Origin of the sequence: Streptomyces sp. cf386 (assembly GCF_900103585.1) — a bacterium.
Lineage (GTDB): Bacteria > Actinomycetota > Actinomycetes > Streptomycetales > Streptomycetaceae > Streptomyces.
The window spans coordinates 340315-365755 of record NZ_FNHV01000004.1 but is presented as its reverse complement, the minus strand read 5'-3'; the positions used below and the strand labels follow the sequence as shown (position 1 = coordinate 365755).

General features: G+C 71.0%; 31 protein-coding genes. 8 read left to right on the top strand and 23 right to left on the bottom strand.

The genetic code is table 11. The features are described 5' to 3' along the window. Positions 1 to 69 precede the first annotated feature (69 nt). Positions 70 to 786: an ANTAR domain-containing response regulator gene (locus BLU79_RS12835; RefSeq protein ID WP_093905828.1), complete on the bottom strand. Its 717-nt coding sequence runs from the start codon at positions 784 to 786 to the stop codon at positions 70 to 72. Between the two features lie 121 nt (positions 787 to 907). Here BLU79_RS12835 and BLU79_RS12830 point away from each other — a divergent pair, with 121 nt between their 5' ends. Next, positions 908 to 2017, top strand: a complete 1110-nt coding sequence (locus BLU79_RS12830; RefSeq protein WP_093905827.1) for a PAS domain-containing protein — start codon at positions 908 to 910, stop codon at positions 2015 to 2017. Between the two features lie 81 nt (positions 2018 to 2098). On the opposite strand, the gene BLU79_RS12825 is transcribed toward BLU79_RS12830, so the two are convergent. Further along, positions 2099 to 2890, bottom strand: a complete 792-nt coding sequence (locus tag BLU79_RS12825) for an RNA polymerase sigma factor SigF (RefSeq protein ID WP_093905826.1) — start codon at positions 2888 to 2890, stop codon at positions 2099 to 2101. Positions 2891 to 3170: 280 nt separating this feature from the next. Here BLU79_RS12825 and BLU79_RS12820 point away from each other — a divergent pair, with 280 nt between their 5' ends. Continuing rightward, positions 3171 to 3572, top strand: a complete 402-nt coding sequence (locus tag BLU79_RS12820; RefSeq protein WP_093905825.1) for a DUF2795 domain-containing protein — start codon at positions 3171 to 3173, stop codon at positions 3570 to 3572. Beyond that, complete coding sequence (locus BLU79_RS12815; RefSeq protein ID WP_093905824.1) at positions 3544 to 4104, top strand: type 1 glutamine amidotransferase domain-containing protein; 561 nt, start codon at positions 3544 to 3546, stop codon at positions 4102 to 4104. The genes BLU79_RS12820 and BLU79_RS12815 overlap by 29 nt, the downstream gene beginning before the upstream one ends. A gap of 1 nt (position 4105) precedes the next feature. Here BLU79_RS12815 and BLU79_RS12810 read toward each other — a convergent pair whose 3' ends face one another. From BLU79_RS12810 to BLU79_RS12800, 3 genes are all read right to left on the bottom strand, one after another. Continuing rightward, positions 4106 to 4330 (bottom strand): DUF6158 family protein, encoded by a 225-nt coding sequence (locus tag BLU79_RS12810; RefSeq protein WP_256333279.1) that lies wholly within the window; start codon positions 4328 to 4330, stop codon positions 4106 to 4108. Between the two features lie 139 nt (positions 4331 to 4469). Further along, positions 4470 to 6089 carry an ABC-F family ATP-binding cassette domain-containing protein gene (locus tag BLU79_RS12805; protein ID WP_093905823.1) on the bottom strand — a complete coding sequence of 540 codons (1620 nt, stop codon included), beginning with the start codon at positions 6087 to 6089 and terminating at the stop codon, positions 4470 to 4472. Between the two features lie 154 nt (positions 6090 to 6243). Then, entirely contained in the window at positions 6244 to 6903 is a 660-nt protein-coding gene (locus tag BLU79_RS12800) for a histidine phosphatase family protein (protein ID WP_093905822.1), read from the bottom strand. A 72-nt stretch (positions 6904 to 6975) separates the two neighbouring features. Here BLU79_RS12800 and BLU79_RS12795 point away from each other — a divergent pair, with 72 nt between their 5' ends. From BLU79_RS12795 to BLU79_RS12785, 3 genes are all read left to right on the top strand, one after another. Further along, on the top strand, positions 6976 to 8469 hold the full coding sequence (locus tag BLU79_RS12795) for a bifunctional phosphatase PAP2/diacylglycerol kinase family protein (protein ID WP_093905821.1): 1494 nt from the start codon (positions 6976 to 6978) through the stop codon (positions 8467 to 8469). A gap of 66 nt (positions 8470 to 8535) precedes the next feature. Continuing rightward, complete coding sequence (locus BLU79_RS12790; protein WP_093905820.1) at positions 8536 to 9369, top strand: class I SAM-dependent methyltransferase; 834 nt, start codon at positions 8536 to 8538, stop codon at positions 9367 to 9369. Positions 9370 to 9411: 42 nt separating this feature from the next. Further along, the gene (locus BLU79_RS12785; protein ID WP_093905819.1) at positions 9412 to 9582 is read left to right on the top strand and encodes a hydrophobic protein; all 171 of its coding nucleotides are present in this window, start codon (positions 9412 to 9414) and stop codon (positions 9580 to 9582) included. Positions 9583 to 9608: 26 nt separating this feature from the next. Here BLU79_RS12785 and BLU79_RS12780 read toward each other — a convergent pair whose 3' ends face one another. From BLU79_RS12780 to BLU79_RS12720, 13 genes are read right to left on the bottom strand one after another with little or no spacing between them, the layout of a single operon-like run. Beyond that, positions 9609 to 9893 carry a gas vesicle protein K gene (locus tag BLU79_RS12780; protein ID WP_093905818.1) on the bottom strand — a complete coding sequence of 95 codons (285 nt, stop codon included), beginning with the start codon at positions 9891 to 9893 and terminating at the stop codon, positions 9609 to 9611. Continuing rightward, on the bottom strand, positions 9890 to 10078 hold the full coding sequence (locus BLU79_RS12775; protein WP_031475810.1) for a gas vesicle protein: 189 nt from the start codon (positions 10076 to 10078) through the stop codon (positions 9890 to 9892). Before BLU79_RS12775 ends, BLU79_RS12780 begins: the two co-directional genes overlap by 4 nt. After that, the gene (locus BLU79_RS12770) at positions 10075 to 10869 is read right to left on the bottom strand and encodes a GvpL/GvpF family gas vesicle protein (protein WP_093905817.1); all 795 of its coding nucleotides are present in this window, start codon (positions 10867 to 10869) and stop codon (positions 10075 to 10077) included. The genes BLU79_RS12775 and BLU79_RS12770 overlap by 4 nt, the downstream gene beginning before the upstream one ends. Then, positions 10866 to 11192, bottom strand: a complete 327-nt coding sequence (locus BLU79_RS12765) for a gas vesicle protein (RefSeq protein ID WP_093905816.1) — start codon at positions 11190 to 11192, stop codon at positions 10866 to 10868. Before BLU79_RS12765 ends, BLU79_RS12770 begins: the two co-directional genes overlap by 4 nt. Next, positions 11189 to 12301, bottom strand: coding sequence for an SRPBCC family protein (locus tag BLU79_RS12760; RefSeq protein WP_093905815.1), 1113 nt, complete (start codon positions 12299 to 12301; stop codon positions 11189 to 11191). The genes BLU79_RS12765 and BLU79_RS12760 overlap by 4 nt, the downstream gene beginning before the upstream one ends. After that, positions 12298 to 12996: a DNA primase gene (locus tag BLU79_RS48190; protein WP_093905814.1), complete on the bottom strand. Its 699-nt coding sequence runs from the start codon at positions 12994 to 12996 to the stop codon at positions 12298 to 12300. Before BLU79_RS48190 ends, BLU79_RS12760 begins: the two co-directional genes overlap by 4 nt. Then, a complete protein-coding gene (locus BLU79_RS12750; protein ID WP_093906035.1) occupies positions 12996 to 13256 on the bottom strand; it encodes a gas vesicle protein GvpG in 261 nt (86 codons plus the stop codon). Before BLU79_RS12750 ends, BLU79_RS48190 begins: the two co-directional genes overlap by 1 nt. Positions 13257 to 13266: 10 nt before the next feature. Then, on the bottom strand, positions 13267 to 14037 hold the full coding sequence (locus tag BLU79_RS12745) for a GvpL/GvpF family gas vesicle protein (RefSeq protein WP_093905813.1): 771 nt from the start codon (positions 14035 to 14037) through the stop codon (positions 13267 to 13269). Continuing rightward, positions 14034 to 14462, bottom strand: a complete 429-nt coding sequence (locus BLU79_RS12740; RefSeq protein ID WP_093905812.1) for a gas vesicle structural protein GvpA — start codon at positions 14460 to 14462, stop codon at positions 14034 to 14036. The genes BLU79_RS12745 and BLU79_RS12740 overlap by 4 nt, the downstream gene beginning before the upstream one ends. Positions 14463 to 14517: 55 nt before the next feature. Next, positions 14518 to 14850, bottom strand: a complete 333-nt coding sequence (locus BLU79_RS12735; protein ID WP_093905811.1) for a gas vesicle protein GvpO — start codon at positions 14848 to 14850, stop codon at positions 14518 to 14520. A 59-nt stretch (positions 14851 to 14909) separates the two neighbouring features. Beyond that, positions 14910 to 15863, bottom strand: a complete 954-nt coding sequence (gene ligD / locus BLU79_RS12730) for a non-homologous end-joining DNA ligase (RefSeq protein ID WP_093905810.1) — start codon at positions 15861 to 15863, stop codon at positions 14910 to 14912. Further along, complete coding sequence (locus BLU79_RS12725) at positions 15860 to 17707, bottom strand: transketolase (protein ID WP_093905809.1); 1848 nt, start codon at positions 17705 to 17707, stop codon at positions 15860 to 15862. The genes ligD and BLU79_RS12725 overlap by 4 nt, the downstream gene beginning before the upstream one ends. After that, on the bottom strand, positions 17704 to 19374 hold the full coding sequence (locus BLU79_RS12720; RefSeq protein WP_093905808.1) for an NAD(P)/FAD-dependent oxidoreductase: 1671 nt from the start codon (positions 19372 to 19374) through the stop codon (positions 17704 to 17706). Before BLU79_RS12720 ends, BLU79_RS12725 begins: the two co-directional genes overlap by 4 nt. A gap of 271 nt (positions 19375 to 19645) precedes the next feature. Here BLU79_RS12720 and BLU79_RS12715 point away from each other — a divergent pair, with 271 nt between their 5' ends. Next, positions 19646 to 20737, top strand: coding sequence for an enolase C-terminal domain-like protein (locus BLU79_RS12715; protein WP_093905807.1), 1092 nt, complete (start codon positions 19646 to 19648; stop codon positions 20735 to 20737). Positions 20738 to 20759: 22 nt separating this feature from the next. Here BLU79_RS12715 and BLU79_RS12710 read toward each other — a convergent pair whose 3' ends face one another. After that, entirely contained in the window at positions 20760 to 21194 is a 435-nt protein-coding gene (locus tag BLU79_RS12710; protein WP_093905806.1) for a phage holin family protein, read from the bottom strand. Positions 21195 to 21291: 97 nt separating this feature from the next. Here BLU79_RS12710 and BLU79_RS12705 point away from each other — a divergent pair, with 97 nt between their 5' ends. After that, complete coding sequence (locus BLU79_RS12705; RefSeq protein ID WP_093905805.1) at positions 21292 to 21639, top strand: VOC family protein; 348 nt, start codon at positions 21292 to 21294, stop codon at positions 21637 to 21639. Positions 21640 to 21657: 18 nt separating this feature from the next. On the opposite strand, the gene BLU79_RS12700 is transcribed toward BLU79_RS12705, so the two are convergent. The 4 genes from BLU79_RS12700 to BLU79_RS12685 form a co-directional block, all read right to left on the bottom strand. Further along, positions 21658 to 22569 (bottom strand): arginase family protein, encoded by a 912-nt coding sequence (locus BLU79_RS12700; protein ID WP_093905804.1) that lies wholly within the window; start codon positions 22567 to 22569, stop codon positions 21658 to 21660. A gap of 151 nt (positions 22570 to 22720) precedes the next feature. Next, a complete protein-coding gene (locus BLU79_RS12695; protein ID WP_093905803.1) occupies positions 22721 to 23287 on the bottom strand; it encodes a GNAT family N-acetyltransferase in 567 nt (188 codons plus the stop codon). A 19-nt stretch (positions 23288 to 23306) separates the two neighbouring features. Continuing rightward, entirely contained in the window at positions 23307 to 23561 is a 255-nt protein-coding gene (locus BLU79_RS12690; RefSeq protein ID WP_093905802.1) for a LapA family protein, read from the bottom strand. Between the two features lie 56 nt (positions 23562 to 23617). Further along, positions 23618 to 25393 (bottom strand): CocE/NonD family hydrolase, encoded by a 1776-nt coding sequence (locus BLU79_RS12685; protein WP_177000995.1) that lies wholly within the window; start codon positions 25391 to 25393, stop codon positions 23618 to 23620. Between the last annotated feature and the right edge of the window lie 48 nt (positions 25394 to 25441).

Genomic DNA, 25441 nt, shown 5'->3' with positions numbered 1-25441 from the left:
GGCCGGACACCATTCGCGGGACGCGGGCGGCCGACCGGGTGACACCGCGGGGCGGGTCGGCTCACCTGGTCAGTTCATGAGCGCCGCGAGGTCTCGCTCCAGCCCTCGCCCCCGCCTGCTGACGATGCCGGACGCGACGTCCGCCAGCTTGCGGTTGGTGCCCTGCGAGATGCGGCGCAGTACGCCGAAGGCGGTGTCGGCGTCGCAGCCGAGGACGTGCATGACGATGCCGCACGCCTGGTCGACGACAGGCCGGGAGCGCAGGGCGGTGCCGAGGTGGCCGAGCTCGGTGAGCGCGGCGCGATAGGAGCGGTCGCGGACCAGGCAGCTCGCGGCGAATTCGCCGAGGGCCTGCACGGGCCCGTGCGAGGCGTTCTCCAAGGTGCCCGGCCGGAAGCTGTAGAGACTGAGCGTCACCGTGAGCCCGGAGCGACGGAACGGCAGCGTGACGCTGGACCGCACGCCCGAGTCGAGCGCCACGGCGCGGTACTCCGGCCAGCGCTCGTCGTGCAGCAGGTCGGCCGCGTCGACGGGTCCGCCGTGTTCCAGCGCGTCCGGGATGGGCCCGTCCCCGGAGCGGAGCTGCACGGCGACGAGTCCGGCGAGGTCGGGATGGGTGACGGCGGCGGGCCGTTCGGCTTCCGCCTCGCACACCATGCTGCTCGCCCCGCAGCAGTCTGCGGTGCAGCGCACGGCCTGTTCGGCCAACTCGGACAGCCTGCGCCCCGGAAGGGCGGCCTCGGCCGACTCGTCACCCCAGCGATCCACCTGTTCGTGAGCGGGCATCCTCAACTCCTCCTCCTTTGTGCGCGTTCCCGCTCCCGCTGCGGGAAAACAACGGGAGAACAGAGCAGGCCAGTTGCTCCCCACCACCCCGAACCGCCTTGTCAGCGGCTAGGTTCGTCCCATGGCGCAGACCGACGAATTCGGTGAGGAGCTCGTGGACTTCGTGCGCCGCGTCGCGGAGCTGAAGGCGGCGCGGTCCCTGTCGGGAGGAGATCTGCCGACAGTCCTGGATGCGGCCATCTTCGAACTCGACCATGTCGCCGACCAGTTGTGGCCGTGGTACGAGCGACTGTCCTCGGGCGGACAGCCCCGTACGGCGTCCGCCGAACGCCAGGAGCAGCATCTGCTGCGCGCGGTCTTCCAGGGGTTTCCGCTGCCCGTGGCGCTGGTGGACCGGGAGGCGGTGGTGCGCCGGCTGAACTTCGCGGCGACGTCGTTCACGGGCGTCCGGGCGGGCTATGCGACGGGCCGGCCGCTGACCGGTCTGCTCGCCCACGCCGACCGCGCGGCGTTCCGTTCCCAGGCCGCGGCGGTGGCCCGTGGCGAGGGCGACCGCAGCCTCACCGTGCGCCTCCAGCAGCGCCCGTCCGTACCGGTCCACGCGACCCTGTCCGCCGTACGCCCGAGCGGGGAGCCGCACACCACGGTCCTGGTGGTGCTGCAACCCGGCGAGACGGCCCCGCCCGCCATGCCGACGCCCCAGGTGCCCGACCTCACCGAGACGACCCGGCACGCCGCCCTGACAGACCTCCAGGACGAGATGACCACGGCCCTCCTCACGGCACCGCGCGGCGACCGCGAGGCAGTCGTCCGGCAGGCGGCCCGGGTCCTGCACGGCCGCTTCGCCGACTGGGTGATCGTCGACACGGGCACCGCACGGATGTCCCGTACGACGGTGCTGGCCCCCTCGCCGAAGGAGGCGACCGCACTCACGGAACAGGACCCGGCCACCTGCCCTCTGATCACAGAGACCACCCGCACCGGATCCCCGTCCCTCCAGGTACGCCCGGAGAACCCGGACGCCTTCGGCAGAGACACGGACGGCGCCCCCGTCCTGGTCCAGGCGAACGTCACGTCTCTGCTGTGCGTGCCTTTGACGGTCGGCGGCGCCGTACAGGCCGTACTCACCCTCTTCAGATGCGGCCCCCGCCCACCGTTCTCATTGGCAGAAGCGAAGGCTATGGACACAATGTCCCGCCACATAAGACTGGCGGCAACTGAAACCCCCTGAGGGGCGCGGGGAACTGCGCCGCAAGCGACATACGGCCCGCAGACCGCAGCACACCCGCACCCCTACGGCGAATCCCGCCCCTCAGGCCACGTCACTCAGCACCTGTTCCCGCACCCGACTGCAGCACCGGCTGATCAGCCGGGACACATGCATCTGCGAGATACCCAACTGCTCGGCAATCCGGCTCTGGGTCATGTCCCCGAAGAACCGCATGTACAGAATCGCCCGCTCGCGCTCAGGCAGCGCAGCAAGCCGCGGCTTGACCGCCTCACGGTCGACGACCGTGTCCAGCGCGGGATCGGCGGAGCCCAGCGCGTCGCTCAGCGAATACCCGTCATCACTGCCGGGCAGCTCCGCGTCCAGCGACAGGGCGGTGAAACTCTCCAGCGCCTCCAGGCCGGCCCGGACGTCGGCCTCACTCATGTCCGCGTGCTCGGCGATCTCGGCGGTGGTCGGACGCCGGCCGGAGACGGTCTGCAGGTCCTGGACGGCGAACCGCACCCGGTTGCGCAGGTCCTGCACCCGGCGCGGCACGTGCAGCGTCCACATGTGGTCGCGGAAGTGTCGCTTGATCTCGCCGGTGATGGTGGGCACGGCGTAGCTCTCGAAGGCGTTGCCGCGCTCGGGGTCGTATCGGTCGACGGCCTTCACCAGCCCGAGGGCGGCGACCTGCCGCAGGTCCTCGAAGCTCTCGCCGCGGCTGCGGAACCGTCCGGCGAGCCGGTCGGCCATGGGAAGCCACGCCTCCACGATCCGTTCTCGGACCGTGTCGCGCTGCTGTCCCTCGGGCAGCGTGGCGAGCCGGCGGAAGTCCGCCGCGGTGTCGGGGGCGTCGTCGTGCGGGTGGTGCTTCGCGCTCACTGGAGTGGGCATGGTGCGTCGCAACTCCCTTGGATGTGCTCTGGGTTGGACGGTCACCGCGGGAGTGGGGGCGCGCACCGGTACCGGACACACCCGTGGCGGGAATCGCCGCTCCCACGGACGTGCCTCCTGTCCGAAGCACTGATGGTTCGCCTGCCCCCGTGCCCGCCCCGCAAACACCGCGCGCCGTCGGACGGAGCAGCCGGGTCACCCGCCATCCGGGGTGCAAACCCTGTGTCGGCCCCCTCTCACCGGGTACGCGGTGCGCAGTCCCGAAGATCTGGAGGGAGTCATGCAGCGAGGCAGTGACCGGCTGAGCGTCCACCGTGACGAGGAGATGAAGCACGAACTGCAGGGGTTGCTGCGGTCCGGGCACCCCACCCGGACCGAGGAGTGGCACGACCCCGAGCCGTCCGCAGAGGACGATCCGCAGGTCGCGGGCGGGCCGGTGACACCGGGTACGTCGGCGTCCCTGGCGGCGGTCCGGCTAGAGCTGGCGCGGATTCTGGGCCGCGGCGCCTTTCCGGCGAGCCCCCGGGAGCTGATGGGTGAGCTGCGCCGCGGGTATGCGCCCGACGCCCTCGTCGAGTCGCTGGAGCGCCTGCCCCGTTCGACGCGCTACACCAACGTCCAGCAGCTGGCCGAGGACCTGACTGGGGGACATCATGCGCATCGCATTTCTGACCGCCCCTGAGGGCGTCGAGGAGGTCGAGCTCACCCATCCGTGGCGGGCGGCGGTGGACGCGGGCCACGAGCCGGTGCTCGTGTCGACGAGGCCCGGCACCATCCAGGCGTTCCACCATCTCGACAAGGCGGACAAGTTTCCCGTGCAGGCGGTCGTGGGCGAGACGTCGGCGGACTCCTTCGGCGGGCTGGTGCTGCCGGGCGGTGTCGCGAATCCGGACTATCTGCGGATGAACCGCAAGGCCGTCGCGTTCGTGCGCGACTTCTTCGAGCAGGGCCGGCCGGTCGCCGCGATCTGCCATGCCGCATGGACGCTGGTGGAGGCGGACGTCGTACGCGGGCGCGTGCTGACGTCCTGGCCGAGCGTGCAGACCGACATCCGCAACGCGGGCGGCACCTGGGTCGACGAGCAGGTGCGGATCTGCGACCACGGCCCGAACAAGCTGGTGACCAGCCGTAAGCCGGACGATCTCAAGGCGTTCTGCGAGACGTTCCTGGAGGTGTTCGCCAGGGAGGCCAGGCAGTCCAAGGAGGCCGTCTGACTCACGTGCAGCGGTCGCGGGCGCCCTCGCGGGTTCGGCCCGCGGCCACGGTGCGGCGCGGGTTGCGGCGCAGGTACTCGCCCTCCAGCTGCGCCATGCGTTCGTTGTGGGCCCGCAGTGCGTCGTTCGAGCCGTAGAGAAGCGTGTCGTGGCGCGTCCGGTGGATGGTCTCCAGCTCCTTCATGAGCTGCTGGTCGTCCAGCCGGCCGGGGTCGACTCCAGTCATGGTGGTGCCCCGCTCGTCGTGCCGTCGTTGTCGGCGACCTGGATTCAGTCCTGTCTGCATCCACTGTACGAACACCCCGGCCCCTGGGCCCTCTGTGCACGCCCGTCCAGAGATCCGAACCCCTGACCTGGGCGAACGCCTACCGCGCCCGCTCCACCCGCCGCTCGTCCCACACCGGCTCCGGCGTCTCCCGTACCCGCCCGTCACTGCCGAAGACGAGGTACCGGTCGAAGGAGCGCGCGAACCACCGGTCGTGGGTGACCGCCAGCACCGTGCCCTCGAACGCCTCCAATCCCTCCTGGAGCGCCTCGGCGGATTCCAGGTCGAGGTTGTCGGTCGGCTCGTCGAGGAGCAGGGCCGTGACGCCCTCCAGCTCCAGCAGGAGGATCTGGAAGCGGGCCTGCTGACCACCGGAGAGCCGGTCGAAAGTCTGTTCGGCCTGCTGGGTCAGCTCGTAGCGGCGCAGGCGGGACATGGCGGCGCCCCGGTCCTGAGCGTGCTCCTTCCACAGAATGTCGAGGAGGGTACGGCCGATCAGCTCGGGGTGTGCGTGCGTCTGGGCGAAGTGCCCGGGCAGCACGCGCGCGCCCAGCTTCCACTGCCCCGTGTGCGCCACGTCCTCCCCCGCCAGCAGGCGCAGGAAGTGCGACTTGCCGGAGCCGTTGGAGCCCAGGACGGCGACGCGCTCGCCGTAGAAGACCTCCAGCGAGAACGGCTTCATCAGGCCCGTGAGCTCCAGCGCCTCGCAGGTGACGGCCCGCACCCCGGTACGGCCGCCCTTCAGCCGCATCCTGATGTCCTGCTCGCGCGGCGGCTCCGGCGGCGGTCCCGCCTCCTCGAACTTGCGCAGCCGGGTCTGGGCGGCCCGGTAGCGGGAGGCCATGTCGGGGCTGTTCTCGGCGGCTTGACGGAGCGTCAGCACCAGCTTCTTCAGCTGGGCGTGCTTCTCGTCCCAGCGTTTGCGCAGCTCCTCGAAGCGGGCGAAGCGCTGACGCCGGGCCTCGTGGTACGTCCCGAAGCCGCCGCCGTGCACCCAGGCGTCCGCGCCCGCGGGCGAGGGCTCGACGGAGACGATCTTCTCGGCGGCGCGGGAGAGGAGTTCACGGTCGTGGGAGACGAAGAGAACGGTCTTGCGGGTCTCCTTGAGCCGCTCCTCCAGCCAGCGCTTGCCGGGCACGTCGAGGTAGTTGTCCGGCTCGTCGAGCAGCAGCACCTCGTCGGTGCCGCGCAACAGCGCCTCCAGCACCAGCCGCTTCTGCTCACCGCCGGACAGCGTGCGCACCTGCCGCCACTGCGCCTTGTCGTACGGCACCCCGAGCGCGGCGGTCGTGCAGATGTCCCACAGCGTCTCGGCCTCGTACCCGCGCACCTCGGCCCAGTCGGCGAGCGCCTGCGCGTACCTCAGCTGGGCGGCCTCGTCATCGACGGTCATGATCGCGTGCTCGGCGGCGTCGACGGCCTTGGCGACCTCGCGGATCCGGGGCGGCGCGACCGACACGAGCAGGTCACGTACGGTCGTCTCGTCCCGTACGGACCCCACGAACTGCCGCATCACCCCGAGACCGCCACTCACGGTGACGGTGCCGCCATGCGGTTTCAGCTCCCCGGAGATCAGCCGCAGCAGGGTCGTCTTCCCGGCACCGTTGGGCCCGACCAGCGCCACGACGGCCCCTTCCCCCACCCGGAAGGACACGTCGCCGAGCAACGCCCTCCCGTCGGGGAGGTAGTACTCGAGGTGCGCGGCTTCCAGATGTCCCATGGGGCCGAATTCTGCGGGCAGCCAGGGATCCCAGGCAAACCCTTATCCCAAACGCCAGGGCTGCCTCGACACCGGCCGCGGAAACGCCCCAAGGGGCGCGGGGAACTGCGCGACCAGCCACAACAAACCCGCACCCGGCATCAAACCGGCACCCCTACGGCGTATCCCCGACAACAGCCCACCCCGCAGGCCCACCCTCCCCCGCAGGAGCCACCACGGCCCCGGCCCAAGCCAGCGCCTTCCACCCATCCGCAGGCGACCCTTCAAGGATCACCACTCCCGTGTTCTCCAGCGGATGCGCCGCGGCGAACGGCACATCCACGTTGACGGCCCGCGCCGCCGTCCACAGACGGATCGCCGCGCCATGGCTCACCAGAGCAACGGTCCCGAACCCACGGCCGGCGGCCTCGGAAACCACCGCGTCAAACCGCGCCAGCACCTCCGCCCCGCTCTCACCCCCCGGCATCCGCAGCTCCGTGTCACCGGCCGCCCAGGCGAACACGGTCTTCATGTAGAGCGCGCCCTGCTCGGACTCGCCGGGCAGTATCTCCAGATCGCCCGCGGTCACCTCACGGATGCCGTCCCGCACGATCACGTCGAGGCCGCGGGCGGCGGCCAGCGGGGCCGCGGTCAGCTGCGTGCGGGTCAGGGTGGAGACGTAGATCGCCTCGATGTCCTCACCGGCGAGGGCCTCGGGGAGTGCGGCGGCCTGCCGTTCGCCGAGTGCGGTCAGCCCCGGGCCCGGGACCGCCGTGTCGAGCAGATGCTCCAGGTTCGACGGAGTCTGGCCGTGGCGTACGAGGAGCAGACGCATGTGCGGGTTCCTTCGTGTGTCGGTCACCGTCGGCCGGACACCAAGCGGGCACTTCAGGGTACCCAGGCCTGTATGAGCCCAGACGTCGACCTCACTGTCCCCAAGCCCGGCCGGCACGTCCTGCGCGACCGGCTCCTCGCCCTCGACTTCCGACTGTTCGAGTTCGCCGCAGAGCAGCACTGGCCGTATGCCGAGCGGGTGCTGCCACGGCTCAGCCGGAGCGCGAACCACGGGGTGCTGTGGTTCGCGACGGCCGCCGCCATCGCCGCCAGCCGCACACCACGGGCCCGACGGGCCGCGGCGCGGGGCATCGCCTCGTTGAGCCTGGCCTCGCTGACCATCAACACCCTCGGCAAGCGGTCGGTACGCCGCCCCCGGCCGGTCCTGGATCCCGTACCGCTGGTCCGGCAGCTGAAGCGGCAGCCGATCACCACCTCGTTCCCGTCGGGGCACGCCGCCTCGGCGGCCGCGTTCGTGACCGGTGTCGCCCTGGAGTCGCCCACGTGGGGCCTGGTCGTGGCGCCGATCGCCTGGTCGGTCGCGCTGTCCCGGGTGTACACGGGCGTCCACTTCCCGAGCGATGTGCTGGCGGGCGCGGCCCTGGGTGCGGGTGCCGCGTTCGCCGTACGGGGCATGGTGCCCACCCGCGAACGGCTGATCCCGCCGGCCCGGCCACGTACGGACGTGCCGGCGCTGCCGGACGGAGACGGCCTGGTCATGGTGGCCAACAAGGGGTCGGGCAGCTCCGACCGGGTGCACGCCCTGCTGGACTCGCTGCCGCGCACCGAGGTCGTCGAGTGCGAACCGGCCGACACCCGCGCCGAGATGCAGAAGGCGGCGGCCCGTGCCCGGGTGCTCGGCGTGTGCGGTGGCGACGGCACGGTGAACACGGCCGCCGAGGTGGCCCTGCGGCACGGCTTGCCCCTCGCGGTGCTGCCCGGCGGCACCCTGAACCACTTCGCGCAGGACCTGGGTGTGGAGGACGAACGCGATCTGGGCCGGGCCGTGCAGCGCGGCCAGGCCGTGCGCGTGGACGTGGGCCGGTTCACCTGCGACGGACGCCAGGGCCTGTTCCTCAACACCTGCAGCCTGGGTGTGTATCCGGAACTGGTGCGCCAGCGCGATCACTTCTCGCCCCGCGTCGGCGCCTGGCCGGCCGGCGTACTCGCGGCGCTTCGCGTCCTGCGCAGTGAACGCCACCCCCTGCACGCCGAAGTCGCCGGCCGCAAGCACCCGTTGTGGCTGCTGTTCGCCGGAAACGGCACCTACCACCGGGTGGGCCTCGCCCCGGCCCGGCGCCTGGACCTCGCGGACGGGGTGCTCGACGTACGGGTCGTGCACGGCGGGCGCCGCCCCGCCCTGCGCCTGCTCGCGGCCGCCCTCGCGGGCCCGCTGACCCGCTCTCCGGCCCATGCGGCGGTCCAGGTGGGCCGACTTCGCCTGACCGGGGTCACGCCGGGCGCGCTGCTCGCGTACGACGGCGAAGTCACCGAGGTGGGGGGCGAGGTGACGCTGGAGAAGCTGCCGGAGGCGCTGACGGTCTACCGTCCGTGGTCCGGCAACTGATGACCCGTCAGTCCACGTAGTGAAACGCTGGTCTCATTATTCGGCATACGAGCGTACCGTCCAGCCATGTCCAAGTCACAGGAGACCGCCGTCGAGACCGCCGTCTACACGCATGGGCACCACGAGTCCGTGCTGCGTTCGCACACCTGGCGCACCGCCGCCAACTCCGCCGCCTACCTGCTCGGTTCACTCAAACCGCATATGCGGATCCTGGATGTCGGCTGCGGCCCGGGCACGATCACCGCCGACCTGGCGGGCCTGGTCCACGACGGGCACGTCACCGGTGTCGACCGGGCGCCGGAGATCCTGGAGCAGGCCCGGGCCACGGCCGCCGGACGCGGCCTGACGAACGTCGAGTTCGCGGTCGCGGACGTGCACGCCCTGGACTTCCCGGACGACACGTTCTGCGTCGTCCACGCCCACCAGGTGCTCCAGCACGTCGGTGATCCGGTGGGCGCGCTGCGGGAGATGAGGCGGGTGACCAAGCCGGGCGGCTTCATCGCGGTCCGTGACTCGGACTACGCGGCCATGACCTGGTATCCGGCGTCCCAGGGGATGGACGCCTGGCTGGACCTGTACCGCCGGGTCGCCCGGGCCAACGGCGGCGAGCCGGACGCCGGGCGCCGGCTGAAGTCCTGGGCGCTGCGCGCGGGGCTCACCGACATCACCGCCACATCGGGCACCTGGACCTTCTCGACGCCGGACGAGCGGGCCTGGTGGAGCGGCCTGTGGGCGGACCGGACGCTGGCGTCGGCGTACGCGGAGCGGGCCACGGAGGGCGGGCACGCGAGCGCGGAGCAGTTGCGGGCCGTGTCAGAGGCCTGGCGGGAGTGGGGGCGGCAGGACGACGGCTGGTTCAGCGTGCTGCACGGGGAAATCCTGTGCCGTAAGGATGCCTGAACCGCCGAATTCGGGATACCCGGAATGCAGGAGGTTCACATTATGGTTCCCATCCTGCTGGTCCTGCTGCTGGTACTGATTCTCTTCGGTGCCGGATTCGCCGTCGAGCTGCTTTGGTATATCGCGATCGCGGTGCTCGTTCTGTGGTTGCTGGGATTCCTGCTGCGCGGCACGACCGCGGCCGGGGGCAGGGGCCGCTGGTACCGGTGGTGACGTGAAGTCCCGGTACCGGCGACGACTCAGTCCCGGGGCAGCAGCGGCCCGAGCGGCCCGAGGTCCAGGTTCAGGTCCTCGGGCCGCAGGCCGTAGCGCTCGCGCAGTTCGGTCATGCGGTCGTCGAGGAGCATCAGCGTGAGACCGATCCGTTCCTCCTGGTCCTCGCTCAGGTCGCCCGTGTCGAAGCGGCGCAGCGCCTGGCGTTCCATGAGCTGGCGCAGCAACTCCACGACCGTGAGGACGAGTTTCACCAGGTCGCGTTCGACGGTGTCGGGTTCGAGGTCCAGCCGGCCTCGCTGTGACGTCATGTCAACTCTCCCCAGGGCGACGGGACCTGCTCGTTGACGGAGCTGATCAGCGCGTTCAGGTCGATACGGACGAGGTCGACGTCGGCGATGCGCAGGGTGATGTCCCCCGTGACGACGACGCCCCCGGCGAGCAGCCGGTCGAGCAGGTCCACGAGGGCGATCTCGCGGCGTTCGACGACGGTCACGGCTCCACCTCCGGCTCCTCCGTGAACTCTCCGGTGAAGGAATACGCCGCCCAGGGCCCGGTGAGTTCCACGCGAATACCCGGGGCGTCGTCCTTCTCCCGGTCCACGAATTCCACGAATTCCTCGGAATCCGCGCGCGGCACCAGATAGGCGGCGTTGAGCACATTCTGTCCGGAGGCCCCGGAAAGCGCGGTGTTCTGCGGGGCGTGCAGCCGGGAATCCTCGGCGAATGCGGAGAGCTTTTCGTGCAGCCGACCGGAGAACGCGGCGGCCTTCTCCCACACGTCCTCGCGGGCCCGTGTCTGGGTACTGCGCTGTCGCAGATAGTCACGCCCGGACACGGCGTCGCCCCGCGCCCGGCCGCTCCCCGCCGACTCCGCGGCTTTCGCGGCCACCGACTCGGCGTATACCTTGACGCCCCACTCGACCCGCCCCTCCAGCCGGTCGAGCACCCGCCGAAAGGCCTCCTCGCGGGCCTCCATCATGGTCCGTACGCCGCTGTCGTCCCGGAAGACGGTCGCGAGCCGCAGCGGCAGCGGGGTGGTGACGACGGTGAGCGCGTCGATGACCTGCTGATGGGCGCGGGCCGTCACGGTGAGCCAGTCCAGATCCTCCAGGTGGGCACGGAGTGGCTCCTCGGCGAAGTCCGCCTCCGGCACCGTACTGACGACGGCGACCAGGCCGTGGTGCGTGAGCTGCTTCGGCGGTGCTCCGGCGACCCCTGTCAGCTGGGCCTGGAGCGCGGAGCGAAAGGGGTGGCAGACGGCGTAGACGTAGCGCAGTGCGGTCATGGGGCCTCCTCCTGCTCCCGGGCGGGCTCCAGCTGGGCCAGTCGCTCACGCAACTCGGCGTTCTCCCGGGCGAGTTCCTTGCGGCGGGCGCCGGAGGACAGCGCCGGGTCGTCCTCCCACCAGTCGATGCCCATCTCCTTCGCCTTGTCGACCGAGGCGACGATGAGACGCAGCTTGATGGTGAGGAGTTCGATGTCGAGCAGGTTGATGCGGATGTCGCCCGCGATGACTATGCCCTTGTCGAGCACCCGTTCCAGGATGTCGGCGAGGTTGGCGCCACTGCCCTGGCTGTAGGGCTCGGGCAGCCGGCTGGGCATCGTCATCGTCGGCTCCCGCCACCGGCGTACTCCGGTACGTCCTCGTCCTCGTACTCGGGCTCCTCCTCGTACGCGTCCTCGGGTTCCTCCTCGTCCCCTCGCTCCGCGTCCTCGCCCTCCACGTCTTCGTCTTCCGCTTCCTCGTACTCGCCCTCGGGCTCCTCGTTCTCGGGCTCCTCGTCCTCGGCGTACTCGCCGTTCTCGCCCTTCTCCTCGTCTTCGTCGTACTCCTCCTCGTCCTCCTCCGCGACCGCGTCCTCATGGCTGCGGACGACCTCGCCGTCGCGGATCTCGCCGCGCCAGCCGTCCTCGGCCTCTCCCTTGAGGGTGATGAAGCGGACGTAGTTCTTCAGGTCGAGGCGCACCCGGCGGCCCTGCGAACGCCAGATGTTGCCGGTCTTCTCGAACAGGCCCGAGGGGTAGTACTCGACGACCAGCAGGACGCGGGTGAGGTTGTCGTCGAGCCGGTGGAAGGAGACGACGCCCTTCGTGGTGCCCTTCGCGCCCTCCGACTTCCAGGCGATCCGGTCATCCGGCACCTGCTCGGTGGTGTGCGCCTTCCAGCTGCGGTTGGACCAGAAAACCTTGAGCTGCCAGTCGGAGGTCGTGTCGTCGGCGCGGTTCGCGCTCTTCACGCCCTTCGCGAAGGTGCTGAAGTCCTGGTACTGGGTCCACTGGTCGTACGCGGTGCGCAGCGGCACGCCGACATCGACGTACTCGATGATGACGGTGGGCTTTTTGCCGACCGAGCCCTTGCGTTTGCCCTTGCCGCCGCCGAGGTTCTTGAACGCGCCGACCACCTTGTCCTTGACCTGTCCGGCGCCGACCTCCAGCGCGCTGCGCAGCGGGCTCTTGCCGCCGGCGAGCTTGCGGCCACCCTCGAGCGCGAGCTTGGCCAGACCTGGGCTGTTGCCCTCGGCGACGTCGTTCAGCTTGAGCGTGGCCTCGCCGAGCTTGCGCCCCGCGCCGACCAGCAGCCGCTGGGTCTGCGCGGCGAGGTACTCCTGCAGTTCGGCCTTCAACCGGTCGGCGGCCTCGCTGTGGGCCACGCCGGCGAGTGGTTGCTTCGCGGCTCCGCCGGCAGCGGAACTCGCGGATCCGAGTGTCTCGGTCATCGCCCTTCACCGCCCTTCGACTGGCGCGCCCGGCCGCTGCGGGCGGATCCGCGAGCCCCGGCCGTCTTCCTGGTGGTCGACTTGCCGGTTCCGCTCCGCTTCGCGGCCGCCTTCTTGGGCGCTGTCCTGCCGGCGGTGGTCTTCTTCGCCGCCGTCTTCTTCGCGGGGGCCTTCTTGGCGGTCTTCCTCGGCGCCGCCTTCCCGGACGGCTCCTCGTCCTCGGGCTCCTCGTCCTCGGGCTCCTCGTCCTCCTCGCGCCCCTCGGGCTCCTCCGCCTCGTCGAGGTCGTCGTCCTCCGCGCGCGGCTCCTCGTCCCCGGTCTCCTCCTCAGCCTCCTCGGCGTCCTCGTCCTCCGCGCCGAGATCCGGTGTCGGCACCGCGCCCGACAGCTGCTCGCGCACCTCGGCGGTGCGTCCGTGCAGCCGGTCGGAGAGCGCGTCGAGTTGTCGCTCGACCAAGGCACCGGAGGCCGCTTCGCCGACGCCGCGCAGATCCTCGCGCAGCTGGTCCCCGATCTCCTTGAACTGAGGGTTCTTCAGGAGTTGCTCGGACACCATCTCCGCGACGCCCCGCGGGCTCAAGTGCATCCGCTTGCCGGCCACGACGCTGCCGACGGCCAACGCCAGCTTCAGTTTCTTCGTCCGTCCGAGGACGTATCCGGCCCCTATGGCGAGGCCCAGTCCCACTCGGTTCATCATGCCGTCCCGTCACTGTTCCCGTAGTCTGCGCGCAGCCCGATCTCCAGCCGGTCGAGGAGTTCGTCCTCACGGCGGTCGAACTCCTCCTCGTCGATCTCACCCGCCGTCAACTGCTCCTCCAGCTGCGCCAGTTCGGCCCGCACGGCGGCCGGGTCGTAGTAGATGCGCTCCGCCTCGCGCAGCACCTGTCCCATCACCCATCCGCTGCCGCGTACCGGGGCGAACGGCAGCAGCAGCACCTCTCCGATCAGTCCCATCGCCACCACCTCACTCCTTCGCTGTTTCGCCGCCGGACATGCTGTCCGCGGGCTCGGCGGGGCCGGGCTCGACGAAGCTGTACGGCGGCAGCGGGCCGTTGACGCGCAGATCAAGGTGCGGATGGCCGTTTCGGAGCTGTTCCACTGCGGTCAGGAACGTCTCGACCTCGTCGCGGCCGACCAGGAACGACACGTTGGCGAGCCAGCCGGTGGACTCGGGGCCCACGCTGACCGCGTCCGCGGCCGGTTCCAGGGTGTGCTGTACGTCGGTCGCGTCCTCGACTTCCTGGGCCTTGACCGCGGCGACCACCATCTCGCCGAGCCTGAGCCGCTCGTCGTAGGAGCCGCCGCCGGCCTGCCGGTTGGCCTCCGTCATGGCCCGGATCTCCGGGTTCCCGGACAGCACCCGGTGCAGCACGGCCTCCTCGACATGCGTGGCCTTCACGTTGTACTCGACCTTGCCGTCCAGGGCCGAGAGCCGCTCCCGGTAGTGCTCGGTGCGCTCGGCGAGTACGCCGGTGACCGTGTCGTCGTCGGGGGCGACGCTGCCGAACCGCATGGGCAGTACGCAGCCGGTGGCGCCCGCCTCGGCGAGCACGTTCGAGTGGGCGAGCAGTTCCCTGCGCTTGGGGCGCAGGTCTTCGGGGGCCTCGCTGACCAGGGCGGCGAGCGAACCCTCCTTCAGCACGCGCACGGGGCGCGGCGGCTCGCCCACACCGCCGAAGTCCTTCGGAAGGGCGGGATGCGAGCTCGCGGTGATGCCGTACACATACGTACTCACTCCTGCTCCTCCTTCCTGCGCGTCGTGGTGGATTTGCGCGCGCGCTGCCTGGGCCGCTCCTCCTCGCCTTCCTCACGTGCCTGCTTGAAGGCGTCCGAGACGGTCTCGGCAGCGCCTGACAGCGCCCCCTTGGACTTGCCGCGCGCGCCGGACTCGGTGATCTCGCCGACCAGGTCGGGCAGGCCTGGCGCCTTGCGCGGCCCGGCCTCCAGGTCGAGCCGGTTGCACGCCTCGGCGAAGCGGAGATAGGTGTCGACACTGGCGACGACGACACGGATGTCGATCTTCAGGATTTCGATGCCGACCAGGGAGACCCGTATGAATGCGTCAATGACGAGCCCCCTGTCGAGGACGAGTTCCAGAACGTCGTAGAGGCCGCTGCTGCCACCTCCGCCGCCGGTCTGCTGTGCCGGGACAACGGTCATGCCGGACCTTCCTCCTTTTTCTCGGGACGGTGAGTGCTGGGCGCGGGCGGGCGGCCTACCGGCCGCCGGGCCTTCGTGCGTCAGAACGTCCGCGTTCGTAGCGGCGTACGCGCCGGTACCCCGCGAGCTGTCCTTGGGGGTCGAGATCGACCTGGTAGCTCGCCATCAGACTCATCGTGTCGGGTACGCGGGCCAGTTCCAGGACCTCTATTTCGAGCGTCCAGCCGTCCTCCGTGTGCTCGAAGGACGTCACCGTCTCCGCATCCATACCGGTCAGTTCGGCGAGTTGCACCCGTGCCTGACGCAGGACCTCCATCGGGGCCGGATGTTCGTCCGCCCCGCCCGTTTGCCGTCTGGATGACTTGGGTGTGTTCTGTGAATCATTCATGGGCGCCTCCTGCGCCGAGTGACCTGGAAGGCGCCGGTCAAACCCGTGGCTCGGTTTCTTCAGCCGCGCAGTGCGTCGAGCCTGCGCCTCGCCGGGCCGAGGGCGCGGCGCCGGTCCAGCAGCCCGCCCCAGGGGTTGGTGCGGGCCTGCTCCACGGCGTCGGCGATGCTCCAGCGGCGGGCGTCCAGCTCCGGGTCGTCGAGTTCTGCCCAGGTCAGCGGCGTGGCGACGGGGGCGCCTGGCCGGGCGCGGACGGTGTAGGGCACGACGACGGTCTGGGCGTAGGCGTTGCGCTGCACGTCGAGGTAGAGACGGTCGCCGCGTTCCTTCTTGCGGGCGGCGGTGGTGAACCGGTCCGGGTGGGCGGACTCCAGCACCCCCGCGACGTCCTTGGCGAAATCCCGGACCTCGTCGAAGTCGTGGTGCCCGTTCAGGGGTACGACGATGTGCAGGCCGCGCGAGCCGGTGGTCATCGGGGCCGAGGGCAGCCTCAGTTCGTCCAGGAGTTCACCGAGCAGCTCGGCCGCCTCCCTGACCTGCGCGAAGGAGTCCTCGGCGGAGTCCTCGGCAAAGTCATCGGCCGGGTCGAGGTCGAAGACCATCCGGTCGGGGCGGTCGATGCCATGGGTACGGGAGAGCCAGCGGTGCAGGGTGAGGCAGGCCTGGTCGGTGAGGAAGACGAGGCCTGCGGTGTCGTCGCAGACCGTGTGACAGACGGTGCCGCCCTCTTTGGGGACCTCGTAGCGGGTGATCCAGTCCGGGTAGTGGTCCGGCGTGTTCTTCTGCATGAACCGGGGGCCGTCGAGACCGTCCGGGTAGCACTCCAGCATCAGCGGCCGCCCGCGCAGATGCGGCAGCATGAAGGCGGCGACGGACCGGTAGTAGTCGACGAGGTCGCCCTTGGTGTACTCCTTCGCGCCCCCGTCCCCGGGAAACAGCACCTTGTCGACGCGTTTGACCTCGACGGTACGGCGCCCCGCCCGCACCTTCTTCGTATCGTCGTCGCCGGTCACCGTACGACCGCCTCCTCCACCAGCAGCTTGCCCGCGGCGGCGATGGACACGGCGTCGATGCCCGCGGTGTGCAACTGCTGGTCCGGGGAGGCGGAGCCCGGCATCCGACGGACGGCAAGGCGCACCAGGCGCGGCACCGGGCGCCCGTCGAGGAAGGCGTCCAGCACGGCGTCGCCGATGCCGCCCTCCTCACGGTGGTCCTCGACGGTGAGCAGACAACCGGTGTCCTCGGCGGCCCGGCGCAGGGTGGACCGGTCGACGGGCTTGACCGAGTACAGATCCACGACCCGCACCTGGATGCCCTCGCGGTCCAGGACGTCGGCGGCGGCGAGCGCCTCGTGCACGGTGACACCGGCGGCGACGAGGGTCAGCCTGTCCCGGCCACTCGCGCGCAGCACCTTGCTGCCGCCTACGGGGAACTCCTCGTCGGGGCCGTAGATGACCGGACTCTCGCCGCGCGAGGTGCGCAGATAGCGGACGCCCTGCAGTCCGGCCATGGCGGCGACGAGCTGCGCGGTCTGGTTGGCGTCGCACGGATACAGCACCGTCGAGCCGTACACGGCCCGCATCATCGCCAGGTCCTCCAGGCCCATCTGGCTAGGCCCGTCCTGCCCGATCGCGACGCCGGCGTGTGAGCCGACGAGGTTGATGCCGGCACCGCTCACCGCCGCCATGCGCACGAAGTCGTGGGCGCGGGTGAGGAAGGCGGCGAAGGTGGCGGCGTACGGCACCCAGCCGCGCGTCGCGAGTCCCACCGCGGCGGCGACCATCTGCTGCTCGGCGATGTAGCACTCGAAGTAGCGTTCCGGGTGTTCCTTGGCGAAGAACTCGGCCCGGGTGGAGTCGCCGACCTCGCCATCGAGGGCGACGACGTCACCGCGCCCGGTGCCGAGAACGGCGAGCGCCTCGCCGTAGGCGTTGCGGGTGGCGACTTGCTCCCCCTTCTCCCAGTGGGGCAGTTCGATGTGTCCGGCGCGCACGGCGTGCAGGACGCGGGCGGCGGGCGGCTCATGGACGTGGATGCTGATGTCACGCTCCCCGCCGAGTTCGGCTATGGCCTCGTCGGGCTCCGGCAGGGGCTTTCCGTGCAGACCCTCCCGGTCCTGGACAGCCGCGACACCCTTGCCCTTGAGGGTGCGGGCGAGGATCACGGTGGGCTGCCCGGCGGTGGACCTGGCTTCCGCGTACGCCCGGTCGACGGCGTCCACGTCATGCCCGTCCACCTCGACGGTGTGCCAGCCGAAGGCCCGGAAGCGGCGGGCGTAGGCGTCGAGATCGTGGCCGTGCCGGGTCGGGCCGCGCTGGCCCAGCCGGTTCACGTCGACGATCGCGGTGAGGTTGTCCAGATGCTCGTACGCCGCGTGCTCGGCGGCCTCCCACACGGACCCTTCCGCGAGCTCGCTGTCCCCGCACAGCACCCACACCCGGAACCCGACCCGGTCGAGCCGCTTCCCGGCCAGTGCGATCCCCACCCCGATGGGCAGCCCCTGCCCGAGCGACCCGGTCGCGGTCTCCACCCACGGCACCTGGCGCGGAGTGGGGTGCCCTTCGAGCCGGCTGCCGAGCTTGCGGAAGGTGAGCAGCTCACCGTCCTCGATGGCGCCGGCCGCCTTGTAGGCGGCGTACAGGAGGGGCGACGCGTGTCCTTTGGAGAGGACGAAGCGGTCGTTTCCGGGGTGGGCGGGCCGGTCGAAGTCGTAGCGCAGGTGGTTCGCGAGGAGTACGGCCGTCAGATCGGCGGCGGACATCGACGACGTCGGATGCCCGGACCCCGCGGCGGCGGAGGCCCGCACGCTGTCCACGCGCAACTGCTGGGCCAGCTCGACGAGTTCGGCGGTGTTCATGGGGCTCCTTCCGAGGAGTTACGGGAGTGGGGTGCGGGGGTCTCGGGGTGCGGCTTGTGGACTGCGGGGGCGTCGGCGGGCGGCTCGTGGGCGGCTCGGAGATCGGAGCGCGTGACGGGGCCGGGTGGTTCGGGGTGCCTGGCGGCGTCGGGGTCCTGAACGGGGTCGGGACGCCGGACGGAAGCGGGGGCGTGCGCGGGCCGATTCTCGGCGGGCTCGCTGACCGCGCGACTCTTCTTGGTCATCTCAGCCTTCTCTGTCTTCTCGGCCGTATCTGTCTTCGCGGCCATGTCTGTCTTGTCGGTCCTGTTGGCCTTGTCGGCCCTGTCCGCCTTCACGGCCTCGGCGGACTCGGCGGCCCCCGGTCCCGGCCCCCGGACCAGCTCCGGCGACGCGGTGTCCAGCGGCACCGACCATGACCGCACGAGCCCCAACTGCACGGCCTGGCGCGGCAGTACGGCGTCCAGCAGCCAGTCGGCGGCGACGCGGATGCGGTTGCCGGGCATCGCGGCGAGGTGGTAGCCGCGGGTGACCGCGCCGGCCGCCACGCCGGAGAGCGGGACGCCGAGGGGGTTGGCGGCAGCCTTGACGCCGCCCAGGTCCACGACGAAGCCCATGTCGCGGTGGCGGTAGGGACGCCGCTCCCCGATGCCCAGGGAAGCGGCGACGTTGTGGGCGACGACCTTGCCGTGCCGCCAGGCGTGCTGTGCGGTCATCGGCGTGTACGCACCGGGCCGCTCCAGGTCGGGCACGGCGGCCCCGTCCCCGGCGGCGAACAGCTCGGGCCGGCCCGGCACTTGGAGGTACGGGTCGACGAGCAGACGGCCCCGCTCCAGGGGCAGTCCGAGGGACTCGGCGAGCGGATCGGGCCGTACGCCGACGCACCACACCAGCGTGCGGCTGTCGACGAACTCCCCGTCGGTCAGCAGCACTCCACCATGCGTGGCCTCCTTCACGGAGGTGCCCATCCGCACCTCCACGCCCCGTTGCCGCAGCACCCGGTCGGCGGTGCGCGACAGCCGCTCGTCCAGCTCGGGCAGGACGCGTTCGGCGATGTCGAGCAGCAGCCAGCGCGGCCGCATACGGGCCCGCAGCGGGTGCTTGCGCACCTGGGCGTCGGTGAACAACTTCCCCTGCGCGGCGACCTCGGTACCGGTGTAGCCGGCGCCCACGACGACGAACGTGCACCGTGCCGCACAGCTCTCGGGGTCGTCGGCGGCAGCCGCCAGCTCCACCTGCCGGGTCACGTGATCGCGCAGATAGAGCGCCTCGGGCAGACCGCGGAAGCCGTGCGCGTGCTCGGCGACACCGGGAATGGGCAGCAGCTTGTTGACGCTGCCCGCGGCGAGGATCAGCCGGTCGAAGGGCAGGGTCCCGCCATCGCCCTCAGGCCCCGTGCAGTGCACGGTGTGTGCGTCGAGGTCGATGGCGTCGGCCTCGCCCAGCACGAGCCGTACGTGGGGCAGGGTGCCCGAGAGCGACACGGTCACCCGGCGCGGTTCCAGGATGCCGGCGGCGACCTGGGGCAGCAGGGGCAGATACAGGAAGTAGTCGGTCGGGTTCAGCAGGGTGATGTCGGCCTTGTTCCGGGTGAGCCGGGACAGGGTGCGGGCCGCTCGGTACCCGGCGAACCCGGCGCCGACGATCACGATGCGGGGTCGACTCACGGTAAGCCTCCGGGGCTGTCGGGTACCTCGGGAGCCTTCCGCGTCCCCCTGGCCAGGGCCGCCAAACGTCGGCCGGGACAGCCCGGGGTTCCGGCACGCCAACGCGACCGAACGGGTTTCCGGCCGCACCTGCGGGTACCCGGAACGGCGACCCGTCCCCGACGCCGACACGGCGGTCCCGGAGGTGTCCCCCCATGCCCCAGTACGGCTCCTTCTTTCGTACGGCGGCTGATCGGCGCTCGGCGACGGTGACGAGGGGCGGTCCCGCGCGATGAGGCTCCATCTCCCCGTCGTCTCCGTCTACACGGTGCCCACGGACGCCCCCGAGGCCGACGGCACGCTGGCCTGGAACTCCACGACCGTGGTGATCGCCGAGGTGACGGCGGGCGACGCGACCGGCACGGGATGGACCTACGGCCCGGCGGCGATCGGCGACTTCCTGCGCGACCACCTCGCGCCGCTGGTCGAGGGCCGCCACGCCCTGGACATCCCGGCCGCGCACGACGCGATGTGCCGCGCGATCCGCGACGCGGGCCGCCCGGGCGTCGCCGCGTGCGCGATCTCGGCGCTGGACATCGCCCTGTGGGACCTCAAGTCACGTCTCCTCGAACTGCCCCTGACCCGCCTGCTGGGCGCCTGCCGCGAGCGCGTCCCGGTGTACGGCAGCGGCGGCTTCACGACGTACCACGACACCCATCTGGTCGCCCAGTTGAACGGCTGGGTGCACGGTCAGCACATCCCGCGCGTGAAGATCAAGATCGGGGAGGGCCGGGGCCGCGCAGTGGTGCGGGACCTGGCCCGGGTGCACGAGGCACGCCAAGTGATCGGCTCCGAGGCCGAGTTGTACGTGGACGCCGATGGCGCCTACACCCGCAAGCAGGCGGTCCGGGTCGGCCATGCCCTCGCCGAGCACGGCGTCGACTGGTTCGAGGAGCCGGTGCCCTCGGACGACCTCACCGGCCTGCATCTGATCCGGGACACCCTGCCGTGCGACATCGCGGCAGGCGCCCACGGCTACGACCTCCCGTACTTCGCCCGCATGATCGCCGCGGGCGCGGTCGACTGCCTGCAGATCGACGCCACGCGCTGCGGCGGCCTGACGGAGTTCCTGCGCGCCGCCGCCCTCGCCCAGGCCAACGGTCTGGAGGTCTCGGCCCACCGCGCCCCGCACGCGCACTCCGCCGTGGCCGCCGCGATCCCCAACCTCCGCCACATCGAGTGGTTCCACGACCACGTCCGCATGGAGGACATGTTCTTCGACGGCGCCCTGGACCCGACGGGCGGCACGGTCACCCCGACCCAGTGTCTCGGCCACGGTCTGACGCTGCGCACGGAGGAGGTGCGGGAGTACCGGGTGGCGTGACCGCCGTCGGGTTCGGCGGCGGTCAGGCCCGGTGGTGAGGCTGGTCCGGGTCGATGGCGTCCGGGCGCGGAGGCTGCGCACCGGGCGGGTCCGGCGCGGCCGTCCCGGGAGGGCCGGGCGGCATCGGCGGATAGTCGGCCCGGTGCTCCGGGGCCGCCCCGGACGCCGACGGACGTGCCGCGCTCCGCAGCGCATACGCCACCGCGCCCAGGATGACCGCGGTGATCAGCGCGGCGGCCCAGTCCGGCAGCCCCGCCGCGAGGCCCAGTCCCAGCGCGAGCGCGAGGGCCGCGCCCGCGTACAGGGCGACGGCGCCCGCGCCGGCGTACAGCATGGCCCGGCGGCGCTGCCTGCCCGTCTGCTCGCGCAGTTCGTCACGTACGGTCTCGCGCGCCACCTGCGCCAGCTCGTCGACCAGGTGCTTGTCCAGATGCTCAAGATGATCCAAGCGGTCCATGGCCGCCGAGTACCCGTACAGGCGAACACGTAACGGGGAGTGAGGGGATCGCGTGAAACGATCTCCCTGTCCGGCCGCTCCCCACTAGGCTCTCCGCATGGACATTCTGGGAGCCACGCTGCGCGTCTGCGTCGACGACCTGGAGACTGCGGTCCCTTTCTACGAACGACTCTCGGGCGCCGCCGCCCTCCGCTTCGAGCGCGGCGGTGTCCAGGTGGCCGCCGTCGGCTGCTTCCTGCTGATGAGCGGCCCCGAGTCCGAGTTGGAGGTACTGCGCAAGGTCGTGGCGACGATCGCGGTCAAGGACGTCGAGGAGACCCACCAGGTGCTCAGCGAGCTGGGCGCGCACGTCATCGCGGGTCCGGTGCCGACACCGGTGGGCCGCAATCTGATCGCGATGCATCCGGACGGGACGATCTACGAGTACGCGGACCGTCAGGCGTGATCCGTCAGGCGTGATCCGTCAGGCGGCGTCGAAGGTGACGTCGAGGGCCGACACCACGATGTCCGTGAGCAGCGCCCCCGCCGTGCCCTCCGGGTCCAGATCGGGGTCATAGATCGTGACGTTGAACCCGACGCAGTGACCGGACGCGAGCAACGGCCGTAGCAGCGCGACGAGTTCGTCCGGTGTGAGACCCTCCGGGTCCGGGCTGTCGACGGCGGGCATCACGGATGGGTCGAGGACGTCGGCGTCCAGATGCACCCAGAAGCCGTCCAGTTGCGGGATCTCGAAGGCCTGCCGGGTGACCGACGCGAGCGCTTCCGCGCCCCACTCCCGCAGATCCCCCACGGTCACCACGGGAATCTTCAGGTCGGCGAGCTCGGCCCGGTCCTCCTCGAAGTAGTCCCGGATACCGAAGTACCGCACGTCCTCGTCCCGCAGATAGGGCTTCAGCCCCTCCAGATCGGTCAGGTCCTCCTGCCCGCGCCCGGTGGCCAGGGCGACCTCCTCACCGCCCGCCGCACCGACCCGCTCGGAGTTGCCCGGATGCCGGAAGTCGGGCGAGGCATCCACGACGGCCAGCCCGTACCGACCGATACGGCGCAGCGCGAGGGCGGCCCCGAGGTTGATGGAGCAGTCACCGCCCAGCACGACCGGGAAGTCCCCGGCACGCACATGGTGCTCGATACGGTCGGCGAGCCTGCGGGTGTACGCGGCGATGGCCCCCGCGTTGAACACCCCGTCCCCCTCCCGCCACTCCCCCCGGTCGTACCGCGGCGGCACCACCACCCCACCCTCCAACGCCCGCAACCGCTGCACGATCCGCTGTTCCCGCAGCGCACCGGCGAGCTTGTAGCAGCCGGGGACGGTACCGGGGGCGGGCGGCCGCAGACCCAAATTGGACGGGGCATCGAGCACAACGAAATTCCGCATACAAGCCATCCTCACCAACGGGGCAAAGTCAACGACGGCGGGCAACGCCGCCAGGGGCGCGGGGCTGCATTGAATTTGCGGCTCCGCCGCGCGGGTGCGACCAGCCACAACGGACCCGCAGACGCAAAACAACAGACGCCCAACGGCGCTGTCACCGCGCAACCCGCGGAGCGCCCCGCATCTCCGCGGTAACAGCCCACCGCTCATGATCCCGCCAGGCCCCGTCGATGAACAGCATCCCCGGCGAGAACCCCTCCAGCCGGAACCCGCAGGCCCGCGCGAGGGCGATCGACGCGGTGTTGGCGGGCTGAACGTTGATCTCCAGCCGATGCAACCGCATCGGGCCGAAGGCATGGCCGACCACCAGGTCGAGCCCCTCCCGCATCAACCCGCGCCCGGCCGCGTGGGCGAAGGCGCCGTAACCGAGGGCGCCGCACTGAAAGGCGCCCTCGACGATGTTGTTGATATTGACGAACCCGGCGATACCCCCGTCGTCGTCCTTCGCGCAGACCAGGAACCCCGCCTTGGTCGGATCCTCGATCAGCCGCCCGGCATAGGCGGTGTAGCCCGATGCGCTGTCCGGCGGAAAGAGCCATGGATGGTGCAGTTTCTTGCTCTCCCGGGCACGCGCGGTGAACTCGGCACCGTCCGCGTAGCTGAAGTGACGTATGCCCACGCGGGGGCCTTCGGCGAGGTAGCGGGACGCAGGGTGCGGCATTGCGTCAGCCTACGGCCCCCTATCGGCGCCGCCCCATGAAGTACGCCCCGCACAGCGCACCGATGATGCCCATGCCGAGCAGCGCCATCCACAGCGGCATGGTGACCTCGGGGATCAGCAGCCGGATCTCGGTCGCGCGGGTGTTCTCGAAGATGAAGATCAGGGCGAGGACGACAAGCACCAGCACGGTGGTCCGGGCAGGGGTCAGCGCCCCGCCCGGGCCACCCCGCTGCCCGCCGGCCTTCTTGCCGCTCTCCGACGTCTTCGCGGTCATACGACCAGGATGCTCCCGGAGAAGCGATCACGCACGGTGAGGAACGCGCACGCCCCTCAGCCGATCACCGGCAGCCGCAGCACCCCCGTGTCCTCGGGCGCACTGGCCACCGTCACCGGCTTGATCCCCCGGTTCCCGAAGTACGCGTCGTCACTCGCCGCGACCACGAACCGCAGCCGGTGCCCCTTCTCGTACCGGTGCACGATCCCCGGCAGCGTCACGGTGAAACTCCGCGTGACGTCCGGGACACGCACCGGCGCGACCAGCCGGTGCACCAGCGTCTGCGTGCCGTCGGGCGCGACGTCGTACAGCTTGGCGAACAGCACGAGCTTGTCGGCGGCGTCCGCGGAGTGCTGGATCCGCTCGGCCTGCGGGGAGACGACCTTCAGGGTGGCCCGGGGCGCCCCCACCACGTCGGTCGTACGCGAGAGCGGCTCGCTGGTCCAGCCGAGGTAGGTGCCCTTGGTGTCGTACGGCGCCGGGTCCGGGAGTCCGATGATCCCGTACAGCGAGCTCTCCGAATGGCTCGTGGGGATCAGCCAGTTGGTGTACGTACGGCTGCCGCGCGCCACCTTCTTGCGGTTGTCGACGAGTTTGCCGTCGCCGGAGAGGTAGAGCGTCCGGGTCGGCTCGGGGACGCGGTCGGCGGTGGCGTAGGTGCCGCCCGGGTCGGTGATCCAGTCGCGGTAGTAGGCGAAGGCGGGTCCGGTGTCGACGTGCTGCTTGCGCAGATAGCGGTCGAACCAGGCGAGGATGCGGCGGCCGACGTAGCTGGTCTCCAAGTTGCCCTGGGCGAGGTTGAGTTCACCGGAGGCCGGATCGGTGAGGCCGCCGCTGTGGCCCCAGGACTGCCAGATCATCTTTGTCGGCGTTCCCTGGGCCTTGAGCGTCTTGTACGTCGCCGTCGCCTCGTTGAGGTTGAAGAGGCTGTCGGCCTGGCCCTGGACGAGGAGGGTGGGTGCCTTGACGCGGCTCAGGTACGACACCGGCGAGACGCTGCGGGCGTACGAGAGCAGCTCGGCCGTCTGCTTCGCCGGGTAGCGGCCGGAGTTGAGGGTGCGGATCGTGTCGCAGGCCTTGGTGACGAAGTGCAGGCAGGCGAGGGAGTTGATGCGGGAGGGGTCGAGGTTCGGTTCCAGCAGGGGCTGGCCCTCGCCTATGAGGTAGAAGCCGTTGGCCCACTGCCACTTGAAGGCGCCGGGCACGCCGGCGCCGCCGACGGCGTTGTTCGGGTCGAGGGCGTAGGCGAGGTCGTTCCAGGTGATCATCGGGACGAGCGCGTCGACGCGCTGGTCGACGGCTGCCGTGGCCAGTTGGACGGCCCCGCCGTAGGAGCCGCCCGCCATGCCGACCCGTGGGTCACCGGGGCCGTCGAGGGTGACGAAGTCGGCCTTCGTGCCGTCATCGGCGGCGCGTCCGCCGCCGAGGAAGTCGATCAGCCGTGAGGCGACGACGCCGTCGATGGTGGGGTCGTCGAGCGAGATCAGACAGCCGGACCTGCCGAAGCCGAGCCCCGAGTAGATGAGGGAGACGTAACCGCGCTGGGCGAAGGCCTTGCCGATGGCGTCGGTCGAGCCGTCGGACTTGCTGCCGCCGAAGCCGTTGGTGGCGAGGACGGCGGGTGCGGGACGGGCGCGGTCGACGCCCGCCGGCCGGTACAGATCGGCGTCCACGGTGCAGGTACGGCCACCTGCCTGGACGGTGAACTTCAGTGCGGTGACGGTGTACTGGCCGGCCGCGACGGCCGGGGCGGTGAGGGCGAGGGGTGCGGTGAGCGTGGCGCCGAGGATGAGAGCGAGTGGGGCTCGGGATCTGGGCACACGACGGGACACGGAGACCTCCACACTGAGGCACGGCGGGAAAACCCTGCTTACCGACCA

Bases quoted from the DNA above. Each gene is read 5' to 3' on its own strand.
- BLU79_RS12835 (WP_093905828.1), bottom strand. From the start codon at position 786: ATGCCCGCTCACGAACAGGTGGATCGCTGGGGTGACGAGTCGGCCGAG.
- BLU79_RS12830 (WP_093905827.1), top strand. From the start codon at position 908: ATGGCGCAGACCGACGAATTCGGTGAGGAGCTCGTGGACTTCGTGCGC.
- BLU79_RS12825 (WP_093905826.1), bottom strand. From the start codon at position 2,890: ATGCCCACTCCAGTGAGCGCGAAGCACCACCCGCACGACGACGCCCCC.
- BLU79_RS12820 (WP_093905825.1), top strand. From the start codon at position 3,171: ATGCAGCGAGGCAGTGACCGGCTGAGCGTCCACCGTGACGAGGAGATG.
- BLU79_RS12815 (WP_093905824.1), top strand. From the start codon at position 3,544: ATGCGCATCGCATTTCTGACCGCCCCTGAGGGCGTCGAGGAGGTCGAG.
- BLU79_RS12810 (WP_256333279.1), bottom strand. From the start codon at position 4,330: ATGACTGGAGTCGACCCCGGCCGGCTGGACGACCAGCAGCTCATGAAG.
- BLU79_RS12805 (WP_093905823.1), bottom strand. From the start codon at position 6,089: ATGGGACATCTGGAAGCCGCGCACCTCGAGTACTACCTCCCCGACGGG.
- BLU79_RS12800 (WP_093905822.1), bottom strand. From the start codon at position 6,903: ATGCGTCTGCTCCTCGTACGCCACGGCCAGACTCCGTCGAACCTGGAG.
- BLU79_RS12795 (WP_093905821.1), top strand. From the start codon at position 6,976: ATGAGCCCAGACGTCGACCTCACTGTCCCCAAGCCCGGCCGGCACGTC.
- BLU79_RS12790 (WP_093905820.1), top strand. From the start codon at position 8,536: ATGTCCAAGTCACAGGAGACCGCCGTCGAGACCGCCGTCTACACGCAT.
- BLU79_RS12785 (WP_093905819.1), top strand. From the start codon at position 9,412: ATGGTTCCCATCCTGCTGGTCCTGCTGCTGGTACTGATTCTCTTCGGT.
- BLU79_RS12780 (WP_093905818.1), bottom strand. From the start codon at position 9,893: ATGACGTCACAGCGAGGCCGGCTGGACCTCGAACCCGACACCGTCGAA.
- BLU79_RS12770 (WP_093905817.1), bottom strand. From the start codon at position 10,869: ATGACCGCACTGCGCTACGTCTACGCCGTCTGCCACCCCTTTCGCTCC.
- BLU79_RS12765 (WP_093905816.1), bottom strand. From the start codon at position 11,192: ATGACGATGCCCAGCCGGCTGCCCGAGCCCTACAGCCAGGGCAGTGGC.
- BLU79_RS12760 (WP_093905815.1), bottom strand. From the start codon at position 12,301: ATGACCGAGACACTCGGATCCGCGAGTTCCGCTGCCGGCGGAGCCGCG.
- BLU79_RS48190 (WP_093905814.1), bottom strand. From the start codon at position 12,996: ATGAACCGAGTGGGACTGGGCCTCGCCATAGGGGCCGGATACGTCCTC.
- BLU79_RS12750 (WP_093906035.1), bottom strand. From the start codon at position 13,256: ATGGGACTGATCGGAGAGGTGCTGCTGCTGCCGTTCGCCCCGGTACGC.
- BLU79_RS12740 (WP_093905812.1), bottom strand. From the start codon at position 14,462: ATGACCGTTGTCCCGGCACAGCAGACCGGCGGCGGAGGTGGCAGCAGC.
- BLU79_RS12735 (WP_093905811.1), bottom strand. From the start codon at position 14,850: ATGAATGATTCACAGAACACACCCAAGTCATCCAGACGGCAAACGGGC.
- BLU79_RS12725 (WP_093905809.1), bottom strand. From the start codon at position 17,707: ATGAACACCGCCGAACTCGTCGAGCTGGCCCAGCAGTTGCGCGTGGAC.
- BLU79_RS12715 (WP_093905807.1), top strand. From the start codon at position 19,646: ATGAGGCTCCATCTCCCCGTCGTCTCCGTCTACACGGTGCCCACGGAC.
- BLU79_RS12710 (WP_093905806.1), bottom strand. From the start codon at position 21,194: ATGGACCGCTTGGATCATCTTGAGCATCTGGACAAGCACCTGGTCGAC.
- BLU79_RS12705 (WP_093905805.1), top strand. From the start codon at position 21,292: ATGGACATTCTGGGAGCCACGCTGCGCGTCTGCGTCGACGACCTGGAG.
- BLU79_RS12700 (WP_093905804.1), bottom strand. From the start codon at position 22,569: ATGCGGAATTTCGTTGTGCTCGATGCCCCGTCCAATTTGGGTCTGCGG.
- BLU79_RS12695 (WP_093905803.1), bottom strand. From the start codon at position 23,287: ATGCCGCACCCTGCGTCCCGCTACCTCGCCGAAGGCCCCCGCGTGGGC.
- BLU79_RS12690 (WP_093905802.1), bottom strand. From the start codon at position 23,561: ATGACCGCGAAGACGTCGGAGAGCGGCAAGAAGGCCGGCGGGCAGCGG.